The following is a 21,309-nucleotide window of genomic DNA, read 5'->3' on the forward strand; positions in this document are numbered from 1 at the left end:
TGAATATTTCTTAGCCACCATCTATGTTCCTCAAAACAGTATTGGCTTTCAATTTTTAGCGAGCTTTGGGACAAATCTGGAAATAGTAGAGCCGAAAACCTATGTTGAAGAATTTCGAGGTTATTTGAATAAAATGGTAGAGAAGTATACTTCAAAAAGCTCCCATTAACATCAAAATGTTGGCGGCGCATATTCTTAAACTATCCTGCCCTTCCCATCCATGCATCTCTTGCAATGCACCACAGAGCATGAAAGTTAACCCGTTCTTTCTTGGTAGTTGAGAAAAGGCAACCAGTCGTTTAACCGGTTGCCTTGATGCTAACGTTCCCGTTAGTGGAATGTCCTTATGGACTTATTTCCGTAAAGGGATACCATTTTAAATCCTCAGACTTAGTATAATTTAATTTGGCGTAGCGATATTCATAGAGAACCTTCCCGTCTTCATTTAACGCCTTAGCGTTAAAATCATTCCATGGAAATGATTTATCCCAAGAAAATGTGAGCGGAACATTTAACGCAGCTTTCTTTCTTAATCTGTTTCTTTCGGGTCCGACTTCTAAGTAAGATATCTGCGGGTCATTCAACAAAACACTGATAACAGTCGCAGCCCTGCCTTTGTCATCCGAGTATAAGACTCCGCCGACCGTTTTAATGGAGTCATCATTATGAAAATAATACGTGGACGTTCTTGAAACCCATAAAAACCCAAATGATTTGAAACTTATTGCTGTAATAGGTTTTTCAGGTGAATCAAAGATGAATACTTTTCCCCATGGATATTCAACTTGATCTAATAAAACTGAATCTTTCGGTACAAATGAGTTCGCTTTAGCAGCACTTAATGCATCAAATTTGTACTCCCCTAAATAAAAAAATTTAATGGTTTGGATACCGAATGCTTATACTATTCTCTTATCGTTTTCTTGCTTTGATTACAAAAGTTACAGGAAGCATCTTTGCTTTTTTTACAAATTTGCTGTTACCCCGTGATTGAATAATTTCATCATCAGACTGCTCAATCATTTGATCAATGAAAAAGCCCGCTTTAGCCAACGCATTCACATAGGTTGATAGTGTACGGTCCGATAATGTTAGCGTACTTTCGTCAAGAGATGACGAATACCAAGATTCATCGAAATAACACTTTTTAAAAACAAGCGTATTATTTTCATCAACAACACATTTGTGTATGGGGTGGGACCAACTGAAAATAAATGCACCGTCTTTTTTCAGGTAAGAAGCAATCCTGCAAAAAGTACCCTCAAGGTCGGTGGTCCAACCTATGGCATAAACCGAATAAACAAAGTCAAAATAGTCCTCGGGTATGCCACATTTTTCTTCCATGGGAGAACAGATTAATTTGGCTGAAAGACCGCACGCCGTCAAATGCTGCCTTGTCTTTTCGATTTGATTTTCTGATATATCCATACCCCAAAGTTCAGATGCTTTGCGTTCCCCCAGATACTTTAAAGATTCACCGCTTCCACAGCCTATCTCCAGTACCTTTTTTTCTGAAACATCACTAAAAAACTGGCATTTTTCTTCTGAGACAAATGCCCCATAAAAAGGAAGTGCGGTTACTCCTAGAACATCATTTCCTTTTGTATCCCAAAATAAGCTGTTTGTTTCATGAATAGCACTTTTATCCATGTCAACGGAGATGGCGACAACCTCACTACCGCCTACAATGTTTGTTCTATAAACAGAATTCTTGTCCATGCCGATGCCCTCCTTAATATTCAAATTTTCTAACCCACCAGATTTATTCATCGTTTCCAAGGGCCAACTTACAATAAATATTCTGTTTTCTTCCAAGTTATCCTGCCCGTTCAAGCCCAGCAGGACATATGTATAAAATCGGGTGTTTTGTTGAGATGCCGTACGATCTCATAATAGTCTTTGCCTTGTTCCATCTTTAAGAGAAATATCGAAACTAGACAAAGAACCGCTAACAGGAATATTAGAATCAGATGCTACCTTTTTAAAATTAATAGCAAATGTTTTATTCTCTTGTGGCTTGATGATGAGCTTCTCTTCACCTATAGCATCCAAATCCTGAAGGAATTCAGTATCCTTAAATTGGCTGTTACCCATTGATCCTCTTTATTATAGCTACAATGGCCGCTATCCTTTAAGTACTCTAAGGTGTAAATTCCTTCAGTAAAGAGGGTCTGATAGCCGGTAATAATATATGGAGGAATCCAAAAAGATAAAATCAAAACAGCAAGAATTTTGATCCCCTGCCGTTTTTTTAAAGACATCCTTAACTTCATAAGGCCGCATAAGAAAAGGATGCTCGATAAGATGCCCACATAATATAAACCCGAATGATCGCGAGACCACGGAGATAAACCTACATTCAAAAAAAGTTTCTCACCAAATGGAGTCACATCAGGGTACTTCCAAGAAAGTACCGCAGCAAGCAAAATTTTTTTAGCCTTCGACAGACTAAAATTTTTTTTGTTGACTTAAACCATGGTTTAAGTCGTATCATATTCCTGTCGACATGAAATATAAAATTTGGAGGCCTCCAGATGAAGTATTATTCAATTAGCGAAGTTTCAGCCAAACTCGATATTCCAGAATCAACGATACGTTATTATGAAAAAAAAGGACTACTACCACAAGTTGAGCGTGATGAAGCTGGGAGGCGGTTATTTTCAGAAGATCAAATTACGTTCCTTGGAATCATTATTTATCTAAAAAACACGCATATGCCAATAAGTGTAATCAAACAATATGTTGATTGGGTAGTAGAGGGAGATAATACTACTGAATTGCGACTTGAAATGATGAAGAATCACAAGCAAGCTGTACTAGCTGAAATTTCGCTAATGCAAGAAGCCTTAAAAGGAATTGACGTAAAAATTACACGTTATACAAAGTATACTCAGGAAATAAAAGAAGCAAGAGAAGATGAAAAAATAATGGAAAAGAGGAATTAGAATGAAACTTTCAGGTAACACAATCCTTATTACCGGAGGCGGTTCTGGAATAGGATTATCTTTTGCAGAACGCTTTATTAAAGCCAGGAATAAAGTCATTATTTGTGGACGACGTGAAAATGTACTCCAAGAAGCGAAAGAAAAATTCCCTAGCCTTATTACTCGTGTAAGTGATTTGGATATTGAATCCGAGCGCGCAGCATTGTTTGATTGGGTAACAGCGAACTATCCAGACGTGAATGTGTTAGTTAACAACGCAGGCATACAGCAAGGCTTTAATGTGTTAAAAGGGGATGCGAAGAACAATTGGAGATATTTCAGTAAAGAAATCACAACCAACATTGAAGCACCTTTCCATCTCTCTATGATGTTCGCTCCATTTTTTGCAACAAAAGAAGAGGCGACTATCATCAACGTGACATCTGGGTTAGCTTTTACACCGTTTGCGATTGCTCCGATTTATTCAGCATCAAAAGCGGCGCTTCATTCATTTACAATGAGTCTAAGACACCAACTTTCTGAAACGTCTGTAGAAGTAATTGAAGTTGCTCCTCCAGCAGTGAATACAAATTTAGGTGGAGCGGGGGTGCATACCCAAGGAGAACCATTAGATGCCTTCGCAGATGGAATTTTCAAAGGATTAGAAGAGGTTAAAAAGGAAATTGGATATGGTACTTCTGTGAATCGCTTACGCATGTCACGAGATGAAGTAGATGTATACGTGGAAAATCTGTATAAGGCCACGAAAAACCTAATTGAATAACTACGCTTACGAAAAAGCTGCTACCATTGTGTAGGTTTTTCCCGAAATTTTAAATCAAAATGGCAGTTGTTTTGACTTCGCGTTGGCATATAAAAAAGCAAAACTCGCCGTAGTGTTCGCGAGTTTTGCTTTTTTATAGTTACCCATTCCTAATTCAACTAAACTGCCCGTCCCTCGGTTTTAAGGGTTTATCTCACATATACTCACTCATTCGCAGGATTTTGACACCTTGGTTTGCAGATGTTGTTCAGGAGAGCGCTCATCAGATGTAGCTATTCCCATTTTGGGCATGCGGGAACAGAAGAAGTGTTGGAACATTTCTCCAAGGGATATTCTTCTGCACGTAACACTCCACACTTACCTTGGGGTTCACCATCCCATGACTCTACGGGTCTTTGCCCTAACATTCCTTCGTTACACCTGACCAAGGCGTGGAGACCGATAACGTTTAGCTGACGGGTCTGAGCCCTTATCGGGCAGTAACTCGGTCCTCCGTGCTTTCTTTTTTTAATCCTGCGAATGACTCAATACACAGTTCTTTATCAGTCTTAAGCAGCTTGATTAAACGGAGGAACCACTCTTTCTGGAGAGAAGTCCTCTCCTCGCGCAACTATACCAATGATGATTCGAGCCAGTTTTCCAAGCACTTTAAACAGAGCCTGTTGCTTCTTCATTTGCTTAATTTGAACATTATACTCGTGCAGTTGTCTGAACACAGGGTTATTTCCAATGAGCTGCAGCGTTGCCAAGTACAGATATTTACGTAGCGTTGCGTCGCCCCTCTTGGAAAGTACGATCTGACCCTTCCGCTTTCCGGACGTGCTTTCAGCTAGGTTTAATCCTGCTTTACGTAACAACTGGCGTCCGTGGGCATACTGTCTGAGATCACCAGTGCCTGATAGAATTGCTGCAATACAGATAAAGCCTAGGCCGATCGAACGTAATTGCTTGGCCACTGGAATACCGCTAAGCAATATTTCGATATCCTTTTCAATTGTATCTAGTACTTCTACAATCCGTTCAAACTCTTCTAATAACCGTTTGAGATCCTGTTTTGCTTCAAGAAGAGCGGTTGTGTCACCTATACTTTGTTTAGCTGTAGCAATTAGCTGAGCAGCTTTTTGCGTGCCGGTAGAGCCAGCGGCACGCTTCATATGCTTCCTCCAGGCTGTAATCACTTCGGATACAGAAAGCAAATCTATTTCTTGCGGAGAAGGAAATTCCTTAAGAGTGGCCAACGATCGCTTGCTTGTCCAGTCTTTAAAGACGGAGAAATACTCTGGGAAACGTATGTCTAACCAGCGAATAATCCGGTTCTGCAACCTCACACTATTTGTTACCCAAAATTCCCGATCACTCATAATTGTTTGCAACCTTTGAAAGGCAATAGCGTGCCGAGCGAAATCATAGTAGAAACCACGGCTAACCACATCAGCAATGACAAGTGCATCCTTCGGATCATTCTTGTAGGGTGAATTATCGCGGTTTTCCTTGTTTCGTTTGGTGGTAGCTGGATTCACCATGACAACATCTTTGCCTTTGTCAGCAAGCCAATTAGCAAGGTTATATCCATAGTGTCCCGTTGGTTCCATACCGATTATGACGTTCTTTAAATGATGCTTCTGCCCAATCTCATGGATCCATCGCTCTAATTTCATATAACCTTCAATTGTATTTGAGAAAGAAAGATGCCTCTTAGTAAGTATGATTCCTCGAAAATTTGTTGCTTGTGCGACATGTGTTTCTTTCGCTATATCGATTCCCACAATGAGATGACTCGTGGAAATTCGTTCGATCCGTTGATTTTGACCGTCAGATTGCTTAAACTTCATAAATAAGAGCGCCTCCTTGATGGTGTTGGGTTAAACCCTTTGACAAACCCATCATACCGAGGCGCTCCTTTTCTTTCAAAGTCCAAATCTTAGGACTAACAGGAATGTTTACTTGAACAGGCTGCCCAATACTGACGGCAGCCTGTTTATTATTGTGCTATCGTTCCCAGTTAGCTGAACAGCCTGCAGGATCTCGCCGGCAGGCTGTGTAATTAACAGGGTTGCCGCGATCTGATCGAGAATGGCTTGCTGCGCGGTGAGCTGCACCTTGCGATCAATTGTTAGATACAGATTCTGCCCCTTGACCGGCTTGGTCAGCTTCATGTCGCCGACGATCCGGCTCATGCTGTCGATTTGATAGGATTTATAACCGTTAAGCCCCCGCATCTCCTTCTGATACATCAACTCGATGCCGTCGTAGCCGACCTCCTCGGAATCCAAATACTTAAGCGTGGGATCCGATTGATCCGCGTTGATTTCTTTGTAAAAGTCCAGATTCTCCTTGGCTCCCTTCATCTTGTTCATATAGCCGACCAATTGAACTGCGACCCGGTCGGGACTGTACTGGCGGATGCGCTCCTCCACGATCTCCATGTCCGGATACTCGTCGCGGTGCTCGCTAAGATAGGCGATCTCTTCTTTTGACAGTCCCGATTTGATCCGTCGTTGTTGGAATGGCAGATGCGCTCTGCCTTTGATGTCCATAGCCTCGATAACTTCCTCAGTCGTCAACGGCTTGGAATTCGCTTCGCCTTTTTCGTTAAACAGCTGCACGAATTTTGCAGCCAGCGCCTCCGCCGCTTCTTGCTTAAAGCCTGTTTTGAAAGTAAAGTATAGGGACTGAGTTGAGATCGAATATGCGATCTGCTGTCCCGCTGAATCGTAAATATTGCCGCGGATGGGCGGGATGGATACGCCCTTCGTGATCATGCTTGTCTGGCGTTCCTAGAGACTCGGACCCTCGACGAACTGTAGATAAGCAAACGTACGATTAGTGAAGAGAACAGGAGAAATGTAAGCATGAAAAAGACATTTAACCTAATACTGAAATGGCGACGGTTTCGAACTTTTTCTTTCGTACTTCGGTTTTATCATTAATTTCCATACCGTTCCTCATTCCGTCACTCGATACCCACCCTTTAATTGTCATATATTCAGACGAATTCTTTTTAGAGAGGTTCAATCTTTATCCCTGCACAATAAGAATAAGCAACCTTACGGGAATGGCGGGTATCCGAACTCAATACCAAGTTATTTTTCAAAATTTACGCTTCCGAATCCATGAGACCGATGAATTCCCGGATCGGCTGTCGTCTATATAAACGAAGGCATAAATGAACACAAACTAATTTGACGAAGAGGTGTTTTGAAAATGGCATTAACGTCCGCATTCACGAGCTTCAACCTGCCTGTAAAAAACGTAGAACAATCGAAAGCGTTCTTCACCGGACTCGGATTCGAGCTCAACCCGCAATTCCCCGAGAACGAGAATTCGGTAGCCATCGTGATCGGCGACAACCTGCAGGTCATGCTGATCAATCAAGCATTCTTTAATACGCTCACGGAGAAGGAATCCGTCGATACGAGCAAGTATGCGCAGATGACGATCGCATTGGCCTTCGAGAGCCGGGAAAAGGTCGATGAAATCGTGAATACCGCGGTCTCCTTGGGCGGGAAATTGCACGCTGAACCTGAAGATCATGGGTTCATGTATCATTGGGGCTTCGTGGACTTGGACGGCCATCTGTGGGCCATTAACTACATGAACATGGATGCGGCACAAGGTTAAGGCTAACGGAGAGCACGCTCGTACTAGGGTTCAAAAAGAAAGACGCCGGGCATCTTCCCCGGCGTCTTCTTCGCGATGATTAGTTTTGTTCGGTATAGGCTTTGAAATTGTCCATGATCGCTTGCCAGCCTGCTTGCTGGAACTCGACGGGATTGGAGCTTTCCGCGTCGAACGTTTCAATGACCCTCGTCTCATTCCCTTGATCGACGAAAGCAATATCCACTCTTCTTCCGTCTTCCATGGTGTAGCCGATCGCTTCATGCCGATTTACGACATCGTAGACGCCGCCAAAATCAAAGCCCATGCTGCCATCCTTCGCTTCCATCCGTGTCAGAAACTTGCCGCCGACCCGCAGATCGTTTTCGGCTCTCGGCGCATGCCAGTCCTCGGATGCTTGATTCCACTTCGTGATGTGATCCGGCTCGGTCCAATAGCGCCATACCTTCTCGACAGGGGCTTGAATGACGGCTTGTACGGTTACTTTCGTCGGTTGACTCGTTTCCATTTTAAATAGACACCTCTCTCATGATATTCGTCGTTTGGTTACTCTCAATGATATAGACGTAAGCCAATGACGAAATTCATTGGTCAATTCGCTCAGGCAGCCCAAATCGCGAAAATAATGGCGTATGAATGAAGTTTTGAACGTGCAGGATTTGATTTTCTTTGGTTTCGATGACGTGGATGCCCCAGGGTACCAGGCCAGAGCCCTCTTTGCCCGGCATATACTGGGCCAACGCCGGATAACCGCCATTCACCGTAATGGGCACAAATCGCGAACCTTCGCAATGCCAGCGAGTAAGCGAATAGAAGGCGGACAAATCTTCCTTGCCGCGGATCCACATCTCGAAGGGCGGCATCGACATGCAGCCTTCCTCGTGGAATAACGCGACGAGCGCAGCAATATCGAATTGCTCGAAGGCCTCCACATACCGGGACAGCAGCTGCTGCTCTGGTTGAACGTCCATGCTGCTGAGCTCATCCGAGCGAAGCTGCGCCCGGTCCATCGTCTCTCGGGCTCTTTGCAAGGCGCTGTTCACCGCTGCCGGCGACATCGCCAACGTTTCCGCGATCTGCTTGGAGGACCATTCAAATACATCCTTCAAAATGAGTACCGCGCGCTGCCGCGGAGGCAAGGTCTGCAGGAGTGCGATGAAGCACAGTTGAAGGGTATCTCTGCGGACGAGCCGATCCTCCGGATTGCCCCCAAAGTCGGGAGACGGCCAGATCCAGGCAGAGTCCGGCAGCGTGTCGCGCGGCTCGACGATGGCGACGGCCGGGTCGAACAGGTCAACGGGAAGCGCGCGGCGTTTGGATTGTCTCAGCTTGTCCAAGCACAGGTTGGAGGCAATCCGATAGACCCAAGTTTTGAACGAGGAATCCTGTCTGAACGTGCTCCAGCTCTGCCAGACCCGAATACTCGTCTCCTGAACGGCATCGTCCGCATCGTCCATGGAGCCTAGCATTCGGTAACAGAACGAGGTTAAGCCTGGCTTCAAGCTTGCAAATAATGGTTCGTCAAATGCGGTCTCGTTCATCTCGGCCTCCCTTAACGATCTCCCCGAAGGGTGGTACCTTCATTATATGCAATGAAGCGGACAGCCTCAATCCGAATTTAGTACTCATGGATAAAAATTTAGCACGATCGTACAAATAATTCAATAATCAATAAATTAACCCTTGTCTATACTTTAGAAATAATTCGCAATACCTCACGCCAGGGCCTGAATACTGGAGCTATCCTGCCCGTTAGCTTAATGACAGTTCGTTAGTCTACACTAAAAAAAATAGTCCCGATGAATGTAATAGCTCACCGGGACTAACTTAGGGATCACGATTTTATATCAGATTTGATTCTTGCTTTATTTAAAGAAATCTTTATTTTAATGATTTCATCTATTTCTTTTTGATCACACGCATCTAACAACCTATAATTTGATATCATGCCTAATTCTCCTTCTGTTAAAACAGAAGAATTATTTGATTTAAATATATCATTCTCAATTATTATTAAATCATCAATATTGCAATTAAATTCTTTCTTTATTGCTAATAAGGTATCAAAAGATGGATTACAATTTCCTTGCTCAATTTCACTTAAATTCCCTTGCGAGATGCCTATTCTGCTCGAGAACTCCACTTGATTCATATTATTTAATTTTCGTAATCTACGAATATTGGACCCAATATTAATCATTATTTCACATCCAATTAAATAATAATGTCCCGACCATCTGATAGATCGGGACTTTCTATAATGCTTAGATTACTTACCAACTATATTGTAAAGTTACCAACTTTAATGTCACTCAACACCAGACAACTCAATATCTAAATAACCTAAACCTACTCCACCGTCACACTCTTCGCCAAATTACGAGGCTTATCAACATCATTACCACGCGCCAACGAAGCGTAATACGAAAGCAGCTGAAGCGGTATTACCGCCAACGCAGGCGATAGAACATCCAGCGTCTTCGGAATAACGAAGGTGCTATCTACTGACTTCTGCAGCTCCAGCTCACCTTCTACAGCAATCCCAAGTACATTTGCGCCGCGCGCTTTCACTTCTTTAATATTACTTACCGTTTTCTCAAGCAGTTCATGCTGAGTAGCCAACGCAATCACAGGAACACCATCTTCAATTAGCGCTAGTGTACCGTGCTTCAATTCACCTGCTGCATAAGCTTCTGAATGAATGTAAGAAATCTCTTTCAGCTTCAAAGATCCTTCCATGGCTACAGCATAATCCAAGCCTCTTCCGATGAAGAAGAGATTATCATGCTTAGCCATCTCCTCAGCAACTATTTTAATAGCTTCCGCTTGCGCCAAAATTTCTTCCACTTGAGCTGGCAGCTCTTTCAAGGCCTTAACCGCTTCTTTAATCTCATCCGATGTTTGTGTCCCTAACGTTTGAGCCAGGTGCAGACCGAGCAGATAGAAAGCAACTAACTGCGATGTATATCCCTTCGTAGATGCTACTGCAATCTCCAGGCCCGCCCAAGTTGTGATCACATCATCTGCTTCACGTGCTACTGAGCTTCCTACTACATTCGTAATGGCTAGTACATGCGCACCACAACGTTTAGCTTCACGAAGCGCAGCAAGCGTATCAGCCGTCTCACCAGACTGGCTAACTACGATGACAAGCGTATTCTTCGTGATAATCGGTGAACGATAACGATATTCAGAGGCAACATCCGTTTCCACCGGAATGCGCGCCAATTTCTCAATAACATACTTACCAACCATACCTGCATGATAGGCTGTACCACAGGCAACAATATGAACACGGTTAATGTTGCGAATCGCTTCAGCTGTAATCTTAAGCTCGTTCAGCGTCACGCCAAGACCATCAGGTGATATACGGCTGCCCATGGTATCGCGGTATGCTTTAGGTTGGTCATAGATTTCTTTCAACATAAAGTGATCAAATCCGGCTTTTTCAGCCGTTACAATATCCCAATCGACATGAAACATTTCCCTGGAAATAAAATTCCCCTCTAAAGTCATTAATTCGACAGCATCACGCGTCAAAAGCGCCATTTCACCATCATTCAAAATAAACACATTACGTGTGTATTCAAGAATAGCAGGGATATCCGAACCAATGAAGTTCTCGCCTTCACCTATACCGATAATCAAAGGACTAGCCTGACGCACAGCTACAAGGCGATCCGGTTCATATTCTGTCAGTACGCCTAGCGCGAATGCACCAGTCATATGCTTTACCGCTTTTTGGACAGCTTTGAGGATATCTCCTTCATACAAATCAGCGATTAAGTGAGAAATAACTTCTGTGTCCGTCTCAGATACAAATTTATGACCTTTCGCAGTCAACTCTTCTTTGAGACTAATATAATTTTCGATAATGCCGTTGTGCACAACCGAAAATTTCATCGAATTATCCGTATGAGGATGAGAGTTCACATCCGAAGGCTTACCGTGTGTAGCCCAACGCGTATGACCGATTCCAACGCTTCCGTTCAGTGGAGTCTCATCCAGCTTGGATTCAAGATTCGCGATGCGGCCTTTTGCCTTCTTAATTTGTAAACCATCCGCCGTGTATACAGCTACACCTGCAGAGTCATAGCCTCTATATTCGAGCTTTTTGAGCCCTTCCAATAAAATTTCCTGAGAATTACGCTTTCCAATATAACCAACAATTCCGCACATAGTAGTACCTCCATAGTTTTATAAGCCTCTTTTATAAGGGCTATTTTTCAAAGATCCTGGTTTAACAATCAATCAACTAGACAAGAAAAACGGCAAATCAAATAAACCATATATAAGGACGATCATTACGTTCATAAATAATAAATAAGTAGATGTTGGATACTTGTCAGCCTGGTCGCCCAAACGTTTTTGCTCTCCAACTTAACGGCACTCCTCATGCCGGAAGGTCCCCGCCGAATGTTTCGAACACCTTCACCTCGTCAACTCACCTGCGTAGTAGTAGCAATCTCACTACATTTCCGTCCCGCTTGCGAGTTCTGGCGCTATTTGTTGCTTAATTAACCTCTATCCTGCCTTTCCTTCTTGAGTCAAATACATCATATTCATTTTAGCGCGAACGCGCAACTTATTTTTTCTTGGAAAATCCCCCAATTAGCAATAAGCATGAAAGGGGGATCAACATGTCCTGCCTTTTATACTAATTGCTCTTGAATAACCTTAGCAATATCATGAACATAAGCTTCAACTTGTTCTTTGTCAGGACCTTCAGCCATAACACGGATCAACGATTCCGTTCCCGAAGGTCGGACCAGCACACGGCCGTTATCTCCGAGTTCTTCCTCCACTTTTCGAATGGCTTCCTCAATCACAGCATTGTCCTTGAGCTTGCTTTTATCCGCAACGCGAATATTAACTAACAGCTGCGGGAACTTACGCATAATTCCTTTTAACTCACTAAGCTTGCGCCCCGATTGGACAATGGTGTTTACCAGCTGTAAAGCCGTCAGAATCCCATCTCCGGTCGAGATGTAATCGAGGAAGATGACATGCCCCGACTGCTCTCCGCCTAAATTATAACCGCCTTTACGCATCTCTTCCATCACGTAGCGATCGCCTACAGAGGTTTGCATAGCTTTAAGACCCGCTTTTTCAATCCCTTTGAAAAAGCCAATGTTCGCCATCACCGTCGTCACAATCGTGCCGTGGTTCAGCTTCCCTGTGCGATTCAGCGCATCGCCTAGAATGCTAAGGATGAAGTCGCCGTCGACTTCTTCACCAGTCTCATCGATCGCGATCAGACGATCCGCGTCGCCATCAAAAGCAAGACCAATGGCTGCGCCATGTTTCACCACTTCTGCGCGAAGCTTCTCAGGATGCGTGGAGCCGCAATGATCGTTGATATTGCGACCGTTCGGCTCAGCGCCGATGGTGATAACTTCCGCTCCTAGCTCACGGAACACGGTAGGGGCCAGCTCGAAGGCTGAGCCATTCGCGCAGTCCAGAACGACCTTGTATCCGGCGAAAGACTCGGATACCGTCTCCTTCAAGAACGCCAGATAGGCGAACTTCGCATCTGGCTCATCGGAAACCGTGCCAATCTCGCCGCCAACGGGGCGAGGCAATTCATCCACAGCCGCGTCAAGCAGCTGCTCAATTTCAAGCTCCGTCTCGTCTAGCAACTTGAAGCCATCGCCACCAAAAAACTTAATCCCGTTATCCTCAACCGGATTATGCGAAGCCGAAATCATAACGCCCGCATCTGCTCCGAGCTTTTTCGTTAAATATGCTACTGCCGGTGTGCTAACGACACCAATGCGAATAACCTCAACACCAATCGATAGCAAGCCTGCTACGAGTGAAGCTTCCAGCATTGGACCCGAGATCCGTGTATCTCTCCCGATAACGACCTTCGGATGCTTAGCCTGTCTCGTTAATACATATCCGCCACAGCGGCCTACTTTATAAGCTAATTCTGGTGTCAGTTCGCCATTAGCGACTCCTCGCACACCATCTGTACCAAAATATTTCCCCATGTTTATATTCTCCTCTTTTTCTACAACCCATTATGGATTTGTTACTTTATTAGGTGCTTTCTCGCTGATTTCTACCGTCGCCTTCACTTCTTGCGGCATACCGAGCTTCACATAGGTCGGTAAATTTAATGTCAGCTTCAGCTCATGCTTACCTGGAGGCAAATTACTAACATCCAGGATCGCCTGTACATCCTGTACTTTCATTTGATCAATGAGTGCAGGAGCTCCCTCTACCGTTATGTTTAGCTTAGCCGTCTCCGGCAGTGTAACTTTCGTATCATAGCTTTCGTTTTGACCAATAATTGTGATCGGTACATTTTCCAAAGCCTTCGTAATGGAAGGAACAATTTCCACGCGGACCGTAACTTTGGCAGGATCCAGTTGAGTTACTTTATTCCTCAAGGGAATGTCCAGTGCAAACTCCTTTGTTTCCTTCAAATCCTGAACACTTAGCTGCGGCCCCTGATAAAACTCTAGGCGATCTACAACATCTTGAGTACCGTAGACGGTTACCTTGTCCGGATTTTGAGTAACCATCGCTATCGCGAAGCCTTTCGGCGGCTCTCCACTAATCTTCATCTGCAGCGGTATGGTTTGGAAGGGGCTCGTGATTGGCACTTCCACATCGACCACAGAAGGATTGATATTCAAAGTTACTTCTTTGCCATCTTTATCAAAAGCTTGCAGTCTCACTTGCTTCGTAACTGCAGCCTGAGCCTTATCTACCGAGACCTCGCCGCGAACATTCTCGATCTGCTCGAGCTTACTGGTCTGCGCAGTAATATACACCTTGGCTGGCTTTACAATCGGCTGTCCGGCTTTGAGACCGGCTGCCGGTGTTCCTTTGACATTAATAACGACGGGCACTTCTTTCATTTGCAGCTCTTCGATAACCACATGCACAGTTCTAGGAACAATCTGAACTTCCACATCTGAAGGAAAACCAACCGGTTTAAGCGTAACTTGATGATCTCCCTTGCCCACTTGCGTCAAGTCAAGCTCGATTTGATAGGAATTACTGGTCGTCACTTTCTTTACCGATGATTCCTTCCCTTTCACAATAACCTGTACGTTGGCAGGAGCCATAGATGAAATGTGGTAATGAGTTTCATCATATTTTGTCGTAATAGCTACGTTATTTATGGTTTCCTCCCGCTCGCGGAGAGGAGAATTTCCGGATAGATTGGTTTCTTCCATGTGAACAACAACCCATAGCAAAATACCTATAACAAGTGCGACAATCCGCACCACATTCGTATTGCGTAACCATTTATCCATTCGAACGACCCCTCCATTTCAAGAAAGGGTTTTTCTCTTTTGTTTTCGCCTTCGGCTTCAGTTCTTCGAACAATTTGGCAATCAAAGACTCTTCTTTAATGTCCCGTACGATATGACCATTCATTGTGAGCGAAATTTGCCCGGTCTCTTCCGAAACAATGATACACATCCCATCTGATACCTCACTCATCCCAATGGCCGCACGATGACGTGTACCAAGCTCTTTACTGATAAAGGGATTCTCAGACAAGGGCAAATAACAACCAGCAGCCATTAATTGGCCTTGTCGAATAATTACAGCGCCATCATGAAGCGGCGTATTCGGTATGAAAATATTAATCAACAGCTCCGCACTGATCTTACTCTCTATCGCAATACCGGACTCGACATAATCGGTCAGACCGGTCTCTTTCTCGAAAACAATCAAGGCCCCTATCTTTCTTTTGGCCAAATAATTCGCAGCACGTATCACTTCACTAATCCGCTTATTAACATCTTGATCCTCTTCCGTAGAAGATCGGCTGAATAGCTTCCCCCGGCCCAACTGCTCCAATGCCCGTCTTAGCTCCGGTTGAAAAATAATAATGACCCCAAGAACCCCGAACGTAAAGGTCTGGTTCATCATCCATTGCAGCGTACTGAGCTGAAACCAAATACTAAATACCCATGTAATAACGACAACAAGGATACCCTTCATAAGTTGAATGGCCCTTGTTCCACGCACCAACAGAATCAGTTTATAAATCACATAGCTAACGATCAGAATATCTACGATATCCTTAGCCGAGATGCTCGTGAGTAAGTCCATTTATTATTCTCCCCCAGCGACTGAACACAGTGATCTCTCTATAATAGAATCATAACATAAACCCAGTTATACTTCTATTTTTCTCTCTTCACAAGACGTTATTAAATTGGGTTTGGTTCATTTTATTAGTATGAGAAGAAAAAAACGCCCTCCTCTGGCAATAAGCCATTTGGAAGACGTTTCAAGTTAATGCGAGAGCATGCCTACGAACTCGCCTAATTTATACCAGACCCAGCCCAATGCTTCATCGACTTGCGTGACGTGCCCAGAGATATGCGCGGTTGACGCTAGATTGAGAGAACCATCAATAACGATTAAGTTTCCTGTTACATCGCCTTCAACTTTCAGTTTCCCCCGCTGAACAACGAGATCACCTTTCACCGTATGCCCTTGCGGTACAGTAACTGTATCACCCTCAATCACAACGTCCTGAAGGTTACTTCCCTTGACCATCAAACTCGTATCATCATTCCACATGGACATGAAGCTTCCGAACATGACAGTAGCGAAAACAACAGCTACCGATACAGCAGGATGCTTGCGAATGAAGTCCATCCAGGAATTGCGCTTCTTCGCTGGAGGCAGTCCGCTCATGATTTGTGCAGTTAACGTATCAGATACTCTAACGGGAGGCAGCATTCTAACCATCGCGTCCGTTTTCTCCAATTGTCTGAAAAGAGCATGACATGCTTGGCAAGATATCAAATGCTCCTTCAATCGCTGAGAATCGGATCCCTGCAAATCACCGTCGAGGTATTCATGTATGAGCGGGAGGGCTTCTTTACAATTCATGATTCAGCCACCCCTTTCTTAGACTTTTGCATGTTGTGGTATACCATACGTTTGAATTTCAAATATGTTTCACATATGAACAGGATTTGTGCTACCAACTTGATCCTCCTGCTCTAACCTTTTACGCAAGTACTCCCGCCCACGGTGTACACGTGTTTTGATCGTTGTAACTGGCATATCAAGTACGTCGCTTATCTCCTGCAAAGACATATCATGCAGATATCTCAGAATCACAACGGATTTATATTTTTCAGGTAACGTTTCAATAGCCCGGCGTATCTGTTCCTGTGTTTCGGAGACAATCACCTGCTTCTCAGGTGTGTCCTCATGACTTGGGAGCATGGCATAATAATCATTGCCCTCTCCATCTGGCATCTCCGCATCAAGCGAGTAGGTGTTCTTTCTTCGACGCAGCTTATCGATACACAGATTCGTCCCTATACGGAAAATCCAAGTCGAAAACTTCTGATTTTCATCGTATCGGTGCAGATTGGTATACACCCGCAAGAATGTCTCCTGCACAGCATCCTCGGCTTCTTGCTTATTATTCAGCATACGGTAAGCCAAATGAAAGATCTTGTCCTTATAGAGCTCCACAAGCTCTGCAAAAGCATTCCGATCCCCATTCCTGGCCAGCTTAGCCAGACGTGCTTCTACAAAGTTCAATTCGATTTCCTCCGGCTTCTCGACAATTCAATCATAGATATATATACGCAGAAATTATGATTTGTTTTCAGAAATAATTATGCCTCCTATGATCAGTCCCATCCCTAACCATTGTAACCCATTTACCGGCTCTCCTATAAGTAGGTAAGCAGCAATAACGGCTACTGGCAACTCCACCGATCCAAGCATAGCGGCAAGTGTACTACCGATTCGCGGAATTCCGATATTAAACGACACCGTAGGCACAACCTGCCCCAAGAAGCCCAACAAAAGCCCCCATAAAAGCAGCGTACTTCCATTCTCATGCGCAAAGACCGTCGGAGGATACAGAATATACATCACGGGCATCGCCGCGGTAAGCATAATAGCAGAATTCATAAGAGGAGGCAGTGTACTAACAACTTGTCCAGTGAAAAAAAGGAATATGCTGTACGTCAAAGCCGACAACAATCCATACAAAATTCCCAGTAAACTAAATTGTTCCCAGTTCGTCTCAAACACATTTACGGCGAGTAAAGTACCCACCAATATTAAGACAATCGCTATGCTTTCTGCCTTTCTTGGAAGTCTTCGTTTCACGACACAATCCATTGCAATGGTCATCCATGTGAACTGAAACAGAAGAATAATCGATAAAGAAGCATTCAGCTCTTTTAAAGCAATATTGAAAAAGACCGTCGTTAAAGCCAATCCAAAAATACCTATCAAACCAAGCTTAATCCAAGGACCTTTAAAGGGATTGACCCATGATTTTTTGTGAAAAAGAATCAACATCCATACAAAAAGGGTTCCCATCGTCATTTGTGCCGGTGTAATTTGCCCTTCTGTAAATCCTTGATCATAGGCCATTTTGATAAAAGAGGAAAGCAAGCCATAGCTTGACGCCCCAATTATGACAAGAACCATTGCTAACCATCGCCCCATGTTGAAGTACAACTCCTGTCTATGGGCATTTCGTATAAGGACAGGAAAAGTCGAGCTGCCTACGTTACACGTGGCCCCCGACTTTGTCATCCTGTATCTTACTTCTACGCTCTAATTTTTATCAGCCCGTATTTCTAAGCCCAGCGGCTATTCCGTTAATCGTAAGCAGCACTTCACGAAGCAGGATAGCATCATCCTCGTTGTTCTCACGTAGTGCACGAAGCTCAGTAAGCAGCTCTACCTGCATATAGCTCAGCGGATCTACATAGGGATTACGCAGACGGATGGACTCCTGAATAACAGGAACATTATCCAAAATCTCTTGCTGACCCGTAATTTGTAAAATGATCGACGAAGTCAGTTCATATTCTTCCCTAATGAGATTGAAGATACGCTCTGCAATTGCAGATTCTTTGACCAGGTTGCCGTATTCCCTAGCAATTTGGAGATCTGCTTTAGCTAGCGCCATTTGCAAATTATCAATCATCGACCGGAAGAACGACCATTCCTCATACATTTCTTTTAAAGTATCTAAGTTTGCCGGATTTCCTTGATAAAAGCTTTGGAGACCCGAACCCGCCGCATACCAAGCCGGAAGCAAATATCTCGTTTGGGTCCAAGAGAATACCCAAGGAATCGCGCGTAAATCTTCGAATTTATCACTGTTTTTACGTTTGGATGGACGTGAACCGATATTCAGCTCGCCAATCTCTGGAAGCGGTGTGGATTCTTTGAAGAACGTTAAGAAGTCTTCGTCTCGGAAAATGAGATCTTGATACTTCGTCTGAGCTTGTTCCGAAATTCCACGCATAATGTTCTCCCACTTGTCTTCCAGTGGATTTCTTTGTGGAGAACGCGATAATTTGGATGCCGTAATTAGCGCAAAAGTCGCTTGCTCCAAGCTGCGGTATGCAATGCCTTGCAAGGAATAACGGGAAGATAATACTTCGCCTTGCTCTGTAATCTTAATGCCGCCACCAAGCGTTTCAACCGGCTGAGCCAGAATGCTGCGGTTAAGCGGCATACCACCACGACCAAGTGCTCCGCCGCGGCCATGGAAAAACTTCAGCTTCACGCCATATTCTTTAGCAGCTTCCGTAATATCCTGGAGCGCCATACGAAGCTCCCAGTTCGCTGTAATCACACCGCCGTCTTTATTACTGTCTGAGTAGCCCAGCATAATTTCATGGAGCTGTGTCACAGGGTCAAGGCTAGCTTTGTAAGCAGGGATCGCTAACAACGTGCTCATAATGCCAGGAGCTGCATGAAGGTCATCGATCGTCTCAAAAAGAGGTACAGATTGAAGCGTACTTGTCACGCTGCCATCGCTCTCTTTGCGATATAATCCAGCTTCTTTCGCAAAGACTACAACCTCCAAGAGGTCACTTGCTCCTTGCGTCATACTGATGAGATAGCTGTTAATACAGTTGCGACCGAATTCCTTCTGTGCTTTGCCTACAGTACGATAAACATCTATACACTCCTGTGTACTTTCCGAGTAATCCAAATACGTAGATGTAATTGGTCTTGGATCATTCAGTACATCCGTTAAGAGACTGATTTTCTCCTCTTCCGATAGCTTACTGTAATCACTCGTGATGCCCATTTTCGCTAAAACCTCAGTCATCGCATTCTCATGCTCTTTACTGTGCTGTCTGATATCCAGAGCAGCCAAGTGGAAGCCGAACAGCTCAACCTGACGAATAAGTTTCTTAATATATTTGTCAGCTACATAGTCAGCATAATGCATCCTCAAGCTAGCCTCGATGATTTTCAAATCACTAATAAACTCTTCCGGAGTGTTGTATTTCTGGTTTGTAGGAACATTCGGATTGCCAGTATTATGAACCTTCTCGATCATATAAGTCGTCTTGATGCGATATGGTTCTTTCTCATTACGCCAAACGTCCTGTATATTCCCCATAGCTTCACGGTCGCATTGAATAGATTCAATTAGATCGTCGCTAACGTTAACAATGCTTTTACTGAAGCTCATATTCTCAAGGGTTTCTTTGAGAACTTCTTCATACTTCTGCAAAGCCAGTTGACGATGCAACCCTAATGTTTCCCAAGTCACATTTGCTCTGACGGATGGGTTACCGTCACGGTCTCCACCAATCCATGAACCGAATTTCAAGAAGGACGGCACATGCCATGAGTCTTGTGGGTAATATTTATTTAAACAGCGCTCAAGCTCATGATAGATCTCTGGAAGTACATCAAACAAAGTCTCGTCAAAAAAATACATACCATTACGGACTTCATCAATAACCGTTGGTTTCCGATCACGCAGCTCGTCCGTTTGCCAAAGATTAAGAACCTCTCCAAGCAGCTTCTCACGCAATTGCTCGCGCTCACGATAAGTCAGCATAGGATTATCGAGTTTCATCATATCTTCCGAGATACGCAGATTAATATCAAGCACAGCTCTACGCATAGCTTCTGTCGGGTGTGCTGTCATTACTAGTTCCAAAGAGATAGCTTTCAGAATTTCTTGAACCTCTGCATATGGGATATGATTATTCTTTAACTCTTGCACAATACTCTCTATGGAACCAGGCTGCACGGATTCACCGGAGGAACGCTCGTAATCTCTTTTACGACGGATCCGATGGTTTTGCTCAGCAATATTAACAAGTTGAAAGTAAATAGCGAATGCACGAATCACTTGATGACGAATCTCCGGATCCAAGGAGGAGATCGTTTTCTTGAATTCATCATATATCTCGATTACATAGTGTGCTCTTAAAGACTTACTCATCTCACGAATTCTCTCGACAACATCAAGCAGATCATTACCGCCTTGATGAACCAGAACTTCACCTAGTATGTGGCCCAAGAAGCGTACGTCCCTGCGCAGCAGGTTATTCGTTGCTTGCTTCTGTAGGACAATATCATTCTCTAACATAACTCTCCACCTCATCTATTCACTATGTTGCATTAATGCTTCTCTCTACAAAAGCTAGATGCTATAAAAACTCATTTCAGAATATTTTACCACAATCCGCCCTCTGCATATAGTATTAAAATAAAAAAAAGCCACGCCTGAGCGTGGTAATTTATGTATTGCATCATTTGCAGCCTATAGAAATTCATCGAACGGTCGAACTCATATGACTTCTCTTCCTTTCCCGTTCAATGAAAAAAGACCACCCGAAGGTGATCTTTTTTGTGAAGCGGGCGGCGGGAATACTCCAAATACTTATTTGAAATGCTTCCTACGGAAGCAGCTAGTGGTATATTTGGACGCTCGTCCTACTTGGGGATATTCAATGATGTCTTCACGGACGGTCGAACCCATGCTGCTTCTCTTCCAGTGCCCGTTCAAACGAAAAAGACCACCCGAAGGTGATCTTTTTCTGTGAAGCGGGCGGCGGGAATCGAACCCGCGCGATCAGCTTGGAAGGCTGAAGTTCTACCATTAAACTACGCCCGCGTGTCTATCGGGACGACACGATTTGAACATGCGACCCCCTGCTCCCAAAGCAGGTGCTCTACCAAGCTGAGCTACGTCCCGATAAG

At 44.1% G+C, this 21,309-nt stretch carries 18 protein-coding genes, 2 tRNA genes and 1 pseudogene; 4 read left to right on the forward strand and 17 right to left on the reverse strand.

Going from position 1 to position 21,309, the window contains the following annotated elements; all coding sequences use genetic code 11:
• Positions 1-169, forward strand: a pseudogene (locus GC102_RS39770) (helix-turn-helix transcriptional regulator); the annotation flags it as partial.
• Positions 170-912: 743 nt separating this feature from the next.
• On the opposite strand, the gene GC102_RS32120 reads toward GC102_RS39770, so the two are convergent.
• Positions 913-1,719, reverse strand: coding sequence for a class I SAM-dependent methyltransferase (locus tag GC102_RS32120; RefSeq protein WP_171693106.1), 807 nt, complete (start codon positions 1,717-1,719; stop codon positions 913-915).
• A 168-nt stretch (positions 1,720-1,887) separates the two neighbouring features.
• Positions 1,888-2,094: a hypothetical protein gene (locus GC102_RS32125; protein WP_171693107.1), complete on the reverse strand. Its 207-nt coding sequence runs from the start codon at positions 2,092-2,094 to the stop codon at positions 1,888-1,890.
• A 440-nt stretch (positions 2,095-2,534) separates the two neighbouring features.
• Between GC102_RS32125 and GC102_RS32130 the strand changes: the two genes are divergently transcribed.
• Together GC102_RS32130 and GC102_RS32135 are read left to right on the forward strand one after the other, a co-directional pair.
• Complete coding sequence (locus GC102_RS32130; RefSeq protein WP_171693108.1) at positions 2,535-2,945, forward strand: MerR family transcriptional regulator; 411 nt, start codon at positions 2,535-2,537, stop codon at positions 2,943-2,945.
• Position 2,946: 1 nt separating this feature from the next.
• Positions 2,947-3,708, forward strand: coding sequence for an SDR family oxidoreductase (locus GC102_RS32135; RefSeq protein ID WP_171693109.1), 762 nt, complete (start codon positions 2,947-2,949; stop codon positions 3,706-3,708).
• A gap of 548 nt (positions 3,709-4,256) precedes the next feature.
• Here GC102_RS32135 and GC102_RS32140 read toward each other — a convergent pair.
• Both GC102_RS32140 and GC102_RS32145 read right to left on the reverse strand, forming a co-directional pair.
• The gene (locus GC102_RS32140; protein ID WP_171693110.1) at positions 4,257-5,540 is read right to left on the reverse strand and encodes an IS110 family RNA-guided transposase; all 1,284 of its coding nucleotides are present in this window, start codon (positions 5,538-5,540) and stop codon (positions 4,257-4,259) included.
• A gap of 108 nt (positions 5,541-5,648) precedes the next feature.
• On the reverse strand, positions 5,649-6,470 hold the full coding sequence (locus GC102_RS32145) for a penicillin-binding protein 2 (RefSeq protein WP_171693111.1): 822 nt from the start codon (positions 6,468-6,470) through the stop codon (positions 5,649-5,651).
• Positions 6,471-6,912: 442 nt separating this feature from the next.
• Here GC102_RS32145 and GC102_RS32150 point away from each other — a divergent pair, with 442 nt between their 5' ends.
• Positions 6,913-7,329, forward strand: coding sequence for a VOC family protein (locus tag GC102_RS32150; protein ID WP_007729208.1), 417 nt, complete (start codon positions 6,913-6,915; stop codon positions 7,327-7,329).
• 79 nt (positions 7,330-7,408) lie between these two features.
• Here GC102_RS32150 and GC102_RS32155 read toward each other — a convergent pair whose 3' ends face one another.
• The 13 genes from GC102_RS32155 to GC102_RS32215 form a co-directional block, all read right to left on the reverse strand.
• Complete coding sequence (locus GC102_RS32155) at positions 7,409-7,834, reverse strand: SRPBCC family protein (protein WP_171693112.1); 426 nt, start codon at positions 7,832-7,834, stop codon at positions 7,409-7,411.
• 76 nt (positions 7,835-7,910) lie between these two features.
• Positions 7,911-8,867, reverse strand: a complete 957-nt coding sequence (locus tag GC102_RS32160) for a sigma-70 family RNA polymerase sigma factor (RefSeq protein ID WP_054975466.1) — start codon at positions 8,865-8,867, stop codon at positions 7,911-7,913.
• Between the two features lie 293 nt (positions 8,868-9,160).
• Positions 9,161-9,526: a helix-turn-helix domain-containing protein gene (locus tag GC102_RS32165; protein ID WP_171693113.1), complete on the reverse strand. Its 366-nt coding sequence runs from the start codon at positions 9,524-9,526 to the stop codon at positions 9,161-9,163.
• Positions 9,527-9,675: 149 nt separating this feature from the next.
• Positions 9,676-11,505 (reverse strand): glutamine--fructose-6-phosphate transaminase (isomerizing), encoded by a 1,830-nt coding sequence (gene glmS, locus GC102_RS32170; protein ID WP_171693114.1) that lies wholly within the window; start codon positions 11,503-11,505, stop codon positions 9,676-9,678.
• A gap of 473 nt (positions 11,506-11,978) precedes the next feature.
• Positions 11,979-13,319 carry a phosphoglucosamine mutase gene (gene glmM / locus GC102_RS32175; RefSeq protein WP_171693115.1) on the reverse strand — a complete coding sequence of 447 codons (1,341 nt, stop codon included), beginning with the start codon at positions 13,317-13,319 and terminating at the stop codon, positions 11,979-11,981.
• Positions 13,320-13,349: 30 nt separating this feature from the next.
• Positions 13,350-14,597 (reverse strand): CdaR family protein, encoded by a 1,248-nt coding sequence (locus tag GC102_RS32180; protein ID WP_171693116.1) that lies wholly within the window; start codon positions 14,595-14,597, stop codon positions 13,350-13,352.
• Positions 14,590-15,405 (reverse strand): diadenylate cyclase CdaA, encoded by an 816-nt coding sequence (cdaA, locus tag GC102_RS32185; protein ID WP_057303911.1) that lies wholly within the window; start codon positions 15,403-15,405, stop codon positions 14,590-14,592. Before cdaA ends, GC102_RS32180 begins: the two co-directional genes overlap by 8 nt.
• Before the next feature lie 186 nt (positions 15,406-15,591).
• A complete protein-coding gene (locus GC102_RS32190) occupies positions 15,592-16,197 on the reverse strand; it encodes a zf-HC2 domain-containing protein (RefSeq protein ID WP_171693117.1) in 606 nt (201 codons plus the stop codon).
• A 69-nt stretch (positions 16,198-16,266) separates the two neighbouring features.
• The gene (gene sigW / locus GC102_RS32195; protein ID WP_171693118.1) at positions 16,267-16,863 is read right to left on the reverse strand and encodes an RNA polymerase sigma factor SigW; all 597 of its coding nucleotides are present in this window, start codon (positions 16,861-16,863) and stop codon (positions 16,267-16,269) included.
• A gap of 54 nt (positions 16,864-16,917) precedes the next feature.
• Positions 16,918-17,787 (reverse strand): DMT family transporter, encoded by an 870-nt coding sequence (locus GC102_RS32200; RefSeq protein WP_171693119.1) that lies wholly within the window; start codon positions 17,785-17,787, stop codon positions 16,918-16,920.
• A gap of 121 nt (positions 17,788-17,908) precedes the next feature.
• Positions 17,909-20,695, reverse strand: coding sequence for a phosphoenolpyruvate carboxylase (gene ppc, locus GC102_RS32205; protein ID WP_171693120.1), 2,787 nt, complete (start codon positions 20,693-20,695; stop codon positions 17,909-17,911).
• Between the two features lie 457 nt (positions 20,696-21,152).
• Positions 21,153-21,223 (reverse strand) — tRNA-Gly (locus tag GC102_RS32210).
• 7 nt (positions 21,224-21,230) lie between these two features.
• Positions 21,231-21,304, reverse strand: a tRNA-Pro gene (locus tag GC102_RS32215).
• Positions 21,305-21,309 lie beyond the last annotated feature (5 nt).

This window comes from Paenibacillus germinis (genome assembly GCF_013141785.1).
Classification (GTDB): Bacteria; Bacillota; Bacilli; order Paenibacillales; family NBRC-103111; genus Paenibacillus_E; species Paenibacillus_E phytorum.

Coding starts and splice junctions, on each gene's coding strand:
- glmM (WP_171693115.1), bottom strand. CDS start 13,319: ATGGGGAAATATTTTGGTACAGATGGTGTGCGAGGAGTCGCTAATGGC.
- GC102_RS32190 (WP_171693117.1), bottom strand. CDS start 16,197: ATGAATTGTAAAGAAGCCCTCCCGCTCATACATGAATACCTCGACGGT.
- GC102_RS32135 (WP_171693109.1), top strand. CDS start 2,947: ATGAAACTTTCAGGTAACACAATCCTTATTACCGGAGGCGGTTCTGGA.
- GC102_RS32165 (WP_171693113.1), bottom strand. CDS start 9,526: ATGATTAATATTGGGTCCAATATTCGTAGATTACGAAAATTAAATAAT.
- cdaA (WP_057303911.1), bottom strand. CDS start 15,405: ATGGACTTACTCACGAGCATCTCGGCTAAGGATATCGTAGATATTCTG.
- GC102_RS32200 (WP_171693119.1), bottom strand. CDS start 17,787: ATGGGGCGATGGTTAGCAATGGTTCTTGTCATAATTGGGGCGTCAAGC.
- GC102_RS32140 (WP_171693110.1), bottom strand. CDS start 5,540: ATGAAGTTTAAGCAATCTGACGGTCAAAATCAACGGATCGAACGAATT.
- GC102_RS32155 (WP_171693112.1), bottom strand. CDS start 7,834: ATGGAAACGAGTCAACCGACGAAAGTAACCGTACAAGCCGTCATTCAA.
- GC102_RS32120 (WP_171693106.1), bottom strand. CDS start 1,719: ATGGACAAGAATTCTGTTTATAGAACAAACATTGTAGGCGGTAGTGAG.
- glmS (WP_171693114.1), bottom strand. CDS start 11,505: ATGTGCGGAATTGTTGGTTATATTGGAAAGCGTAATTCTCAGGAAATT.
- GC102_RS32145 (WP_171693111.1), bottom strand. CDS start 6,470: ATGATCACGAAGGGCGTATCCATCCCGCCCATCCGCGGCAATATTTAC.
- ppc (WP_171693120.1), bottom strand. CDS start 20,695: ATGTTAGAGAATGATATTGTCCTACAGAAGCAAGCAACGAATAACCTG.
- GC102_RS32130 (WP_171693108.1), top strand. CDS start 2,535: ATGAAGTATTATTCAATTAGCGAAGTTTCAGCCAAACTCGATATTCCA.
- GC102_RS32150 (WP_007729208.1), top strand. CDS start 6,913: ATGGCATTAACGTCCGCATTCACGAGCTTCAACCTGCCTGTAAAAAAC.
- GC102_RS32180 (WP_171693116.1), bottom strand. CDS start 14,597: ATGGATAAATGGTTACGCAATACGAATGTGGTGCGGATTGTCGCACTT.
- GC102_RS32125 (WP_171693107.1), bottom strand. CDS start 2,094: ATGGGTAACAGCCAATTTAAGGATACTGAATTCCTTCAGGATTTGGAT.
- GC102_RS32160 (WP_054975466.1), bottom strand. CDS start 8,867: ATGAACGAGACCGCATTTGACGAACCATTATTTGCAAGCTTGAAGCCA.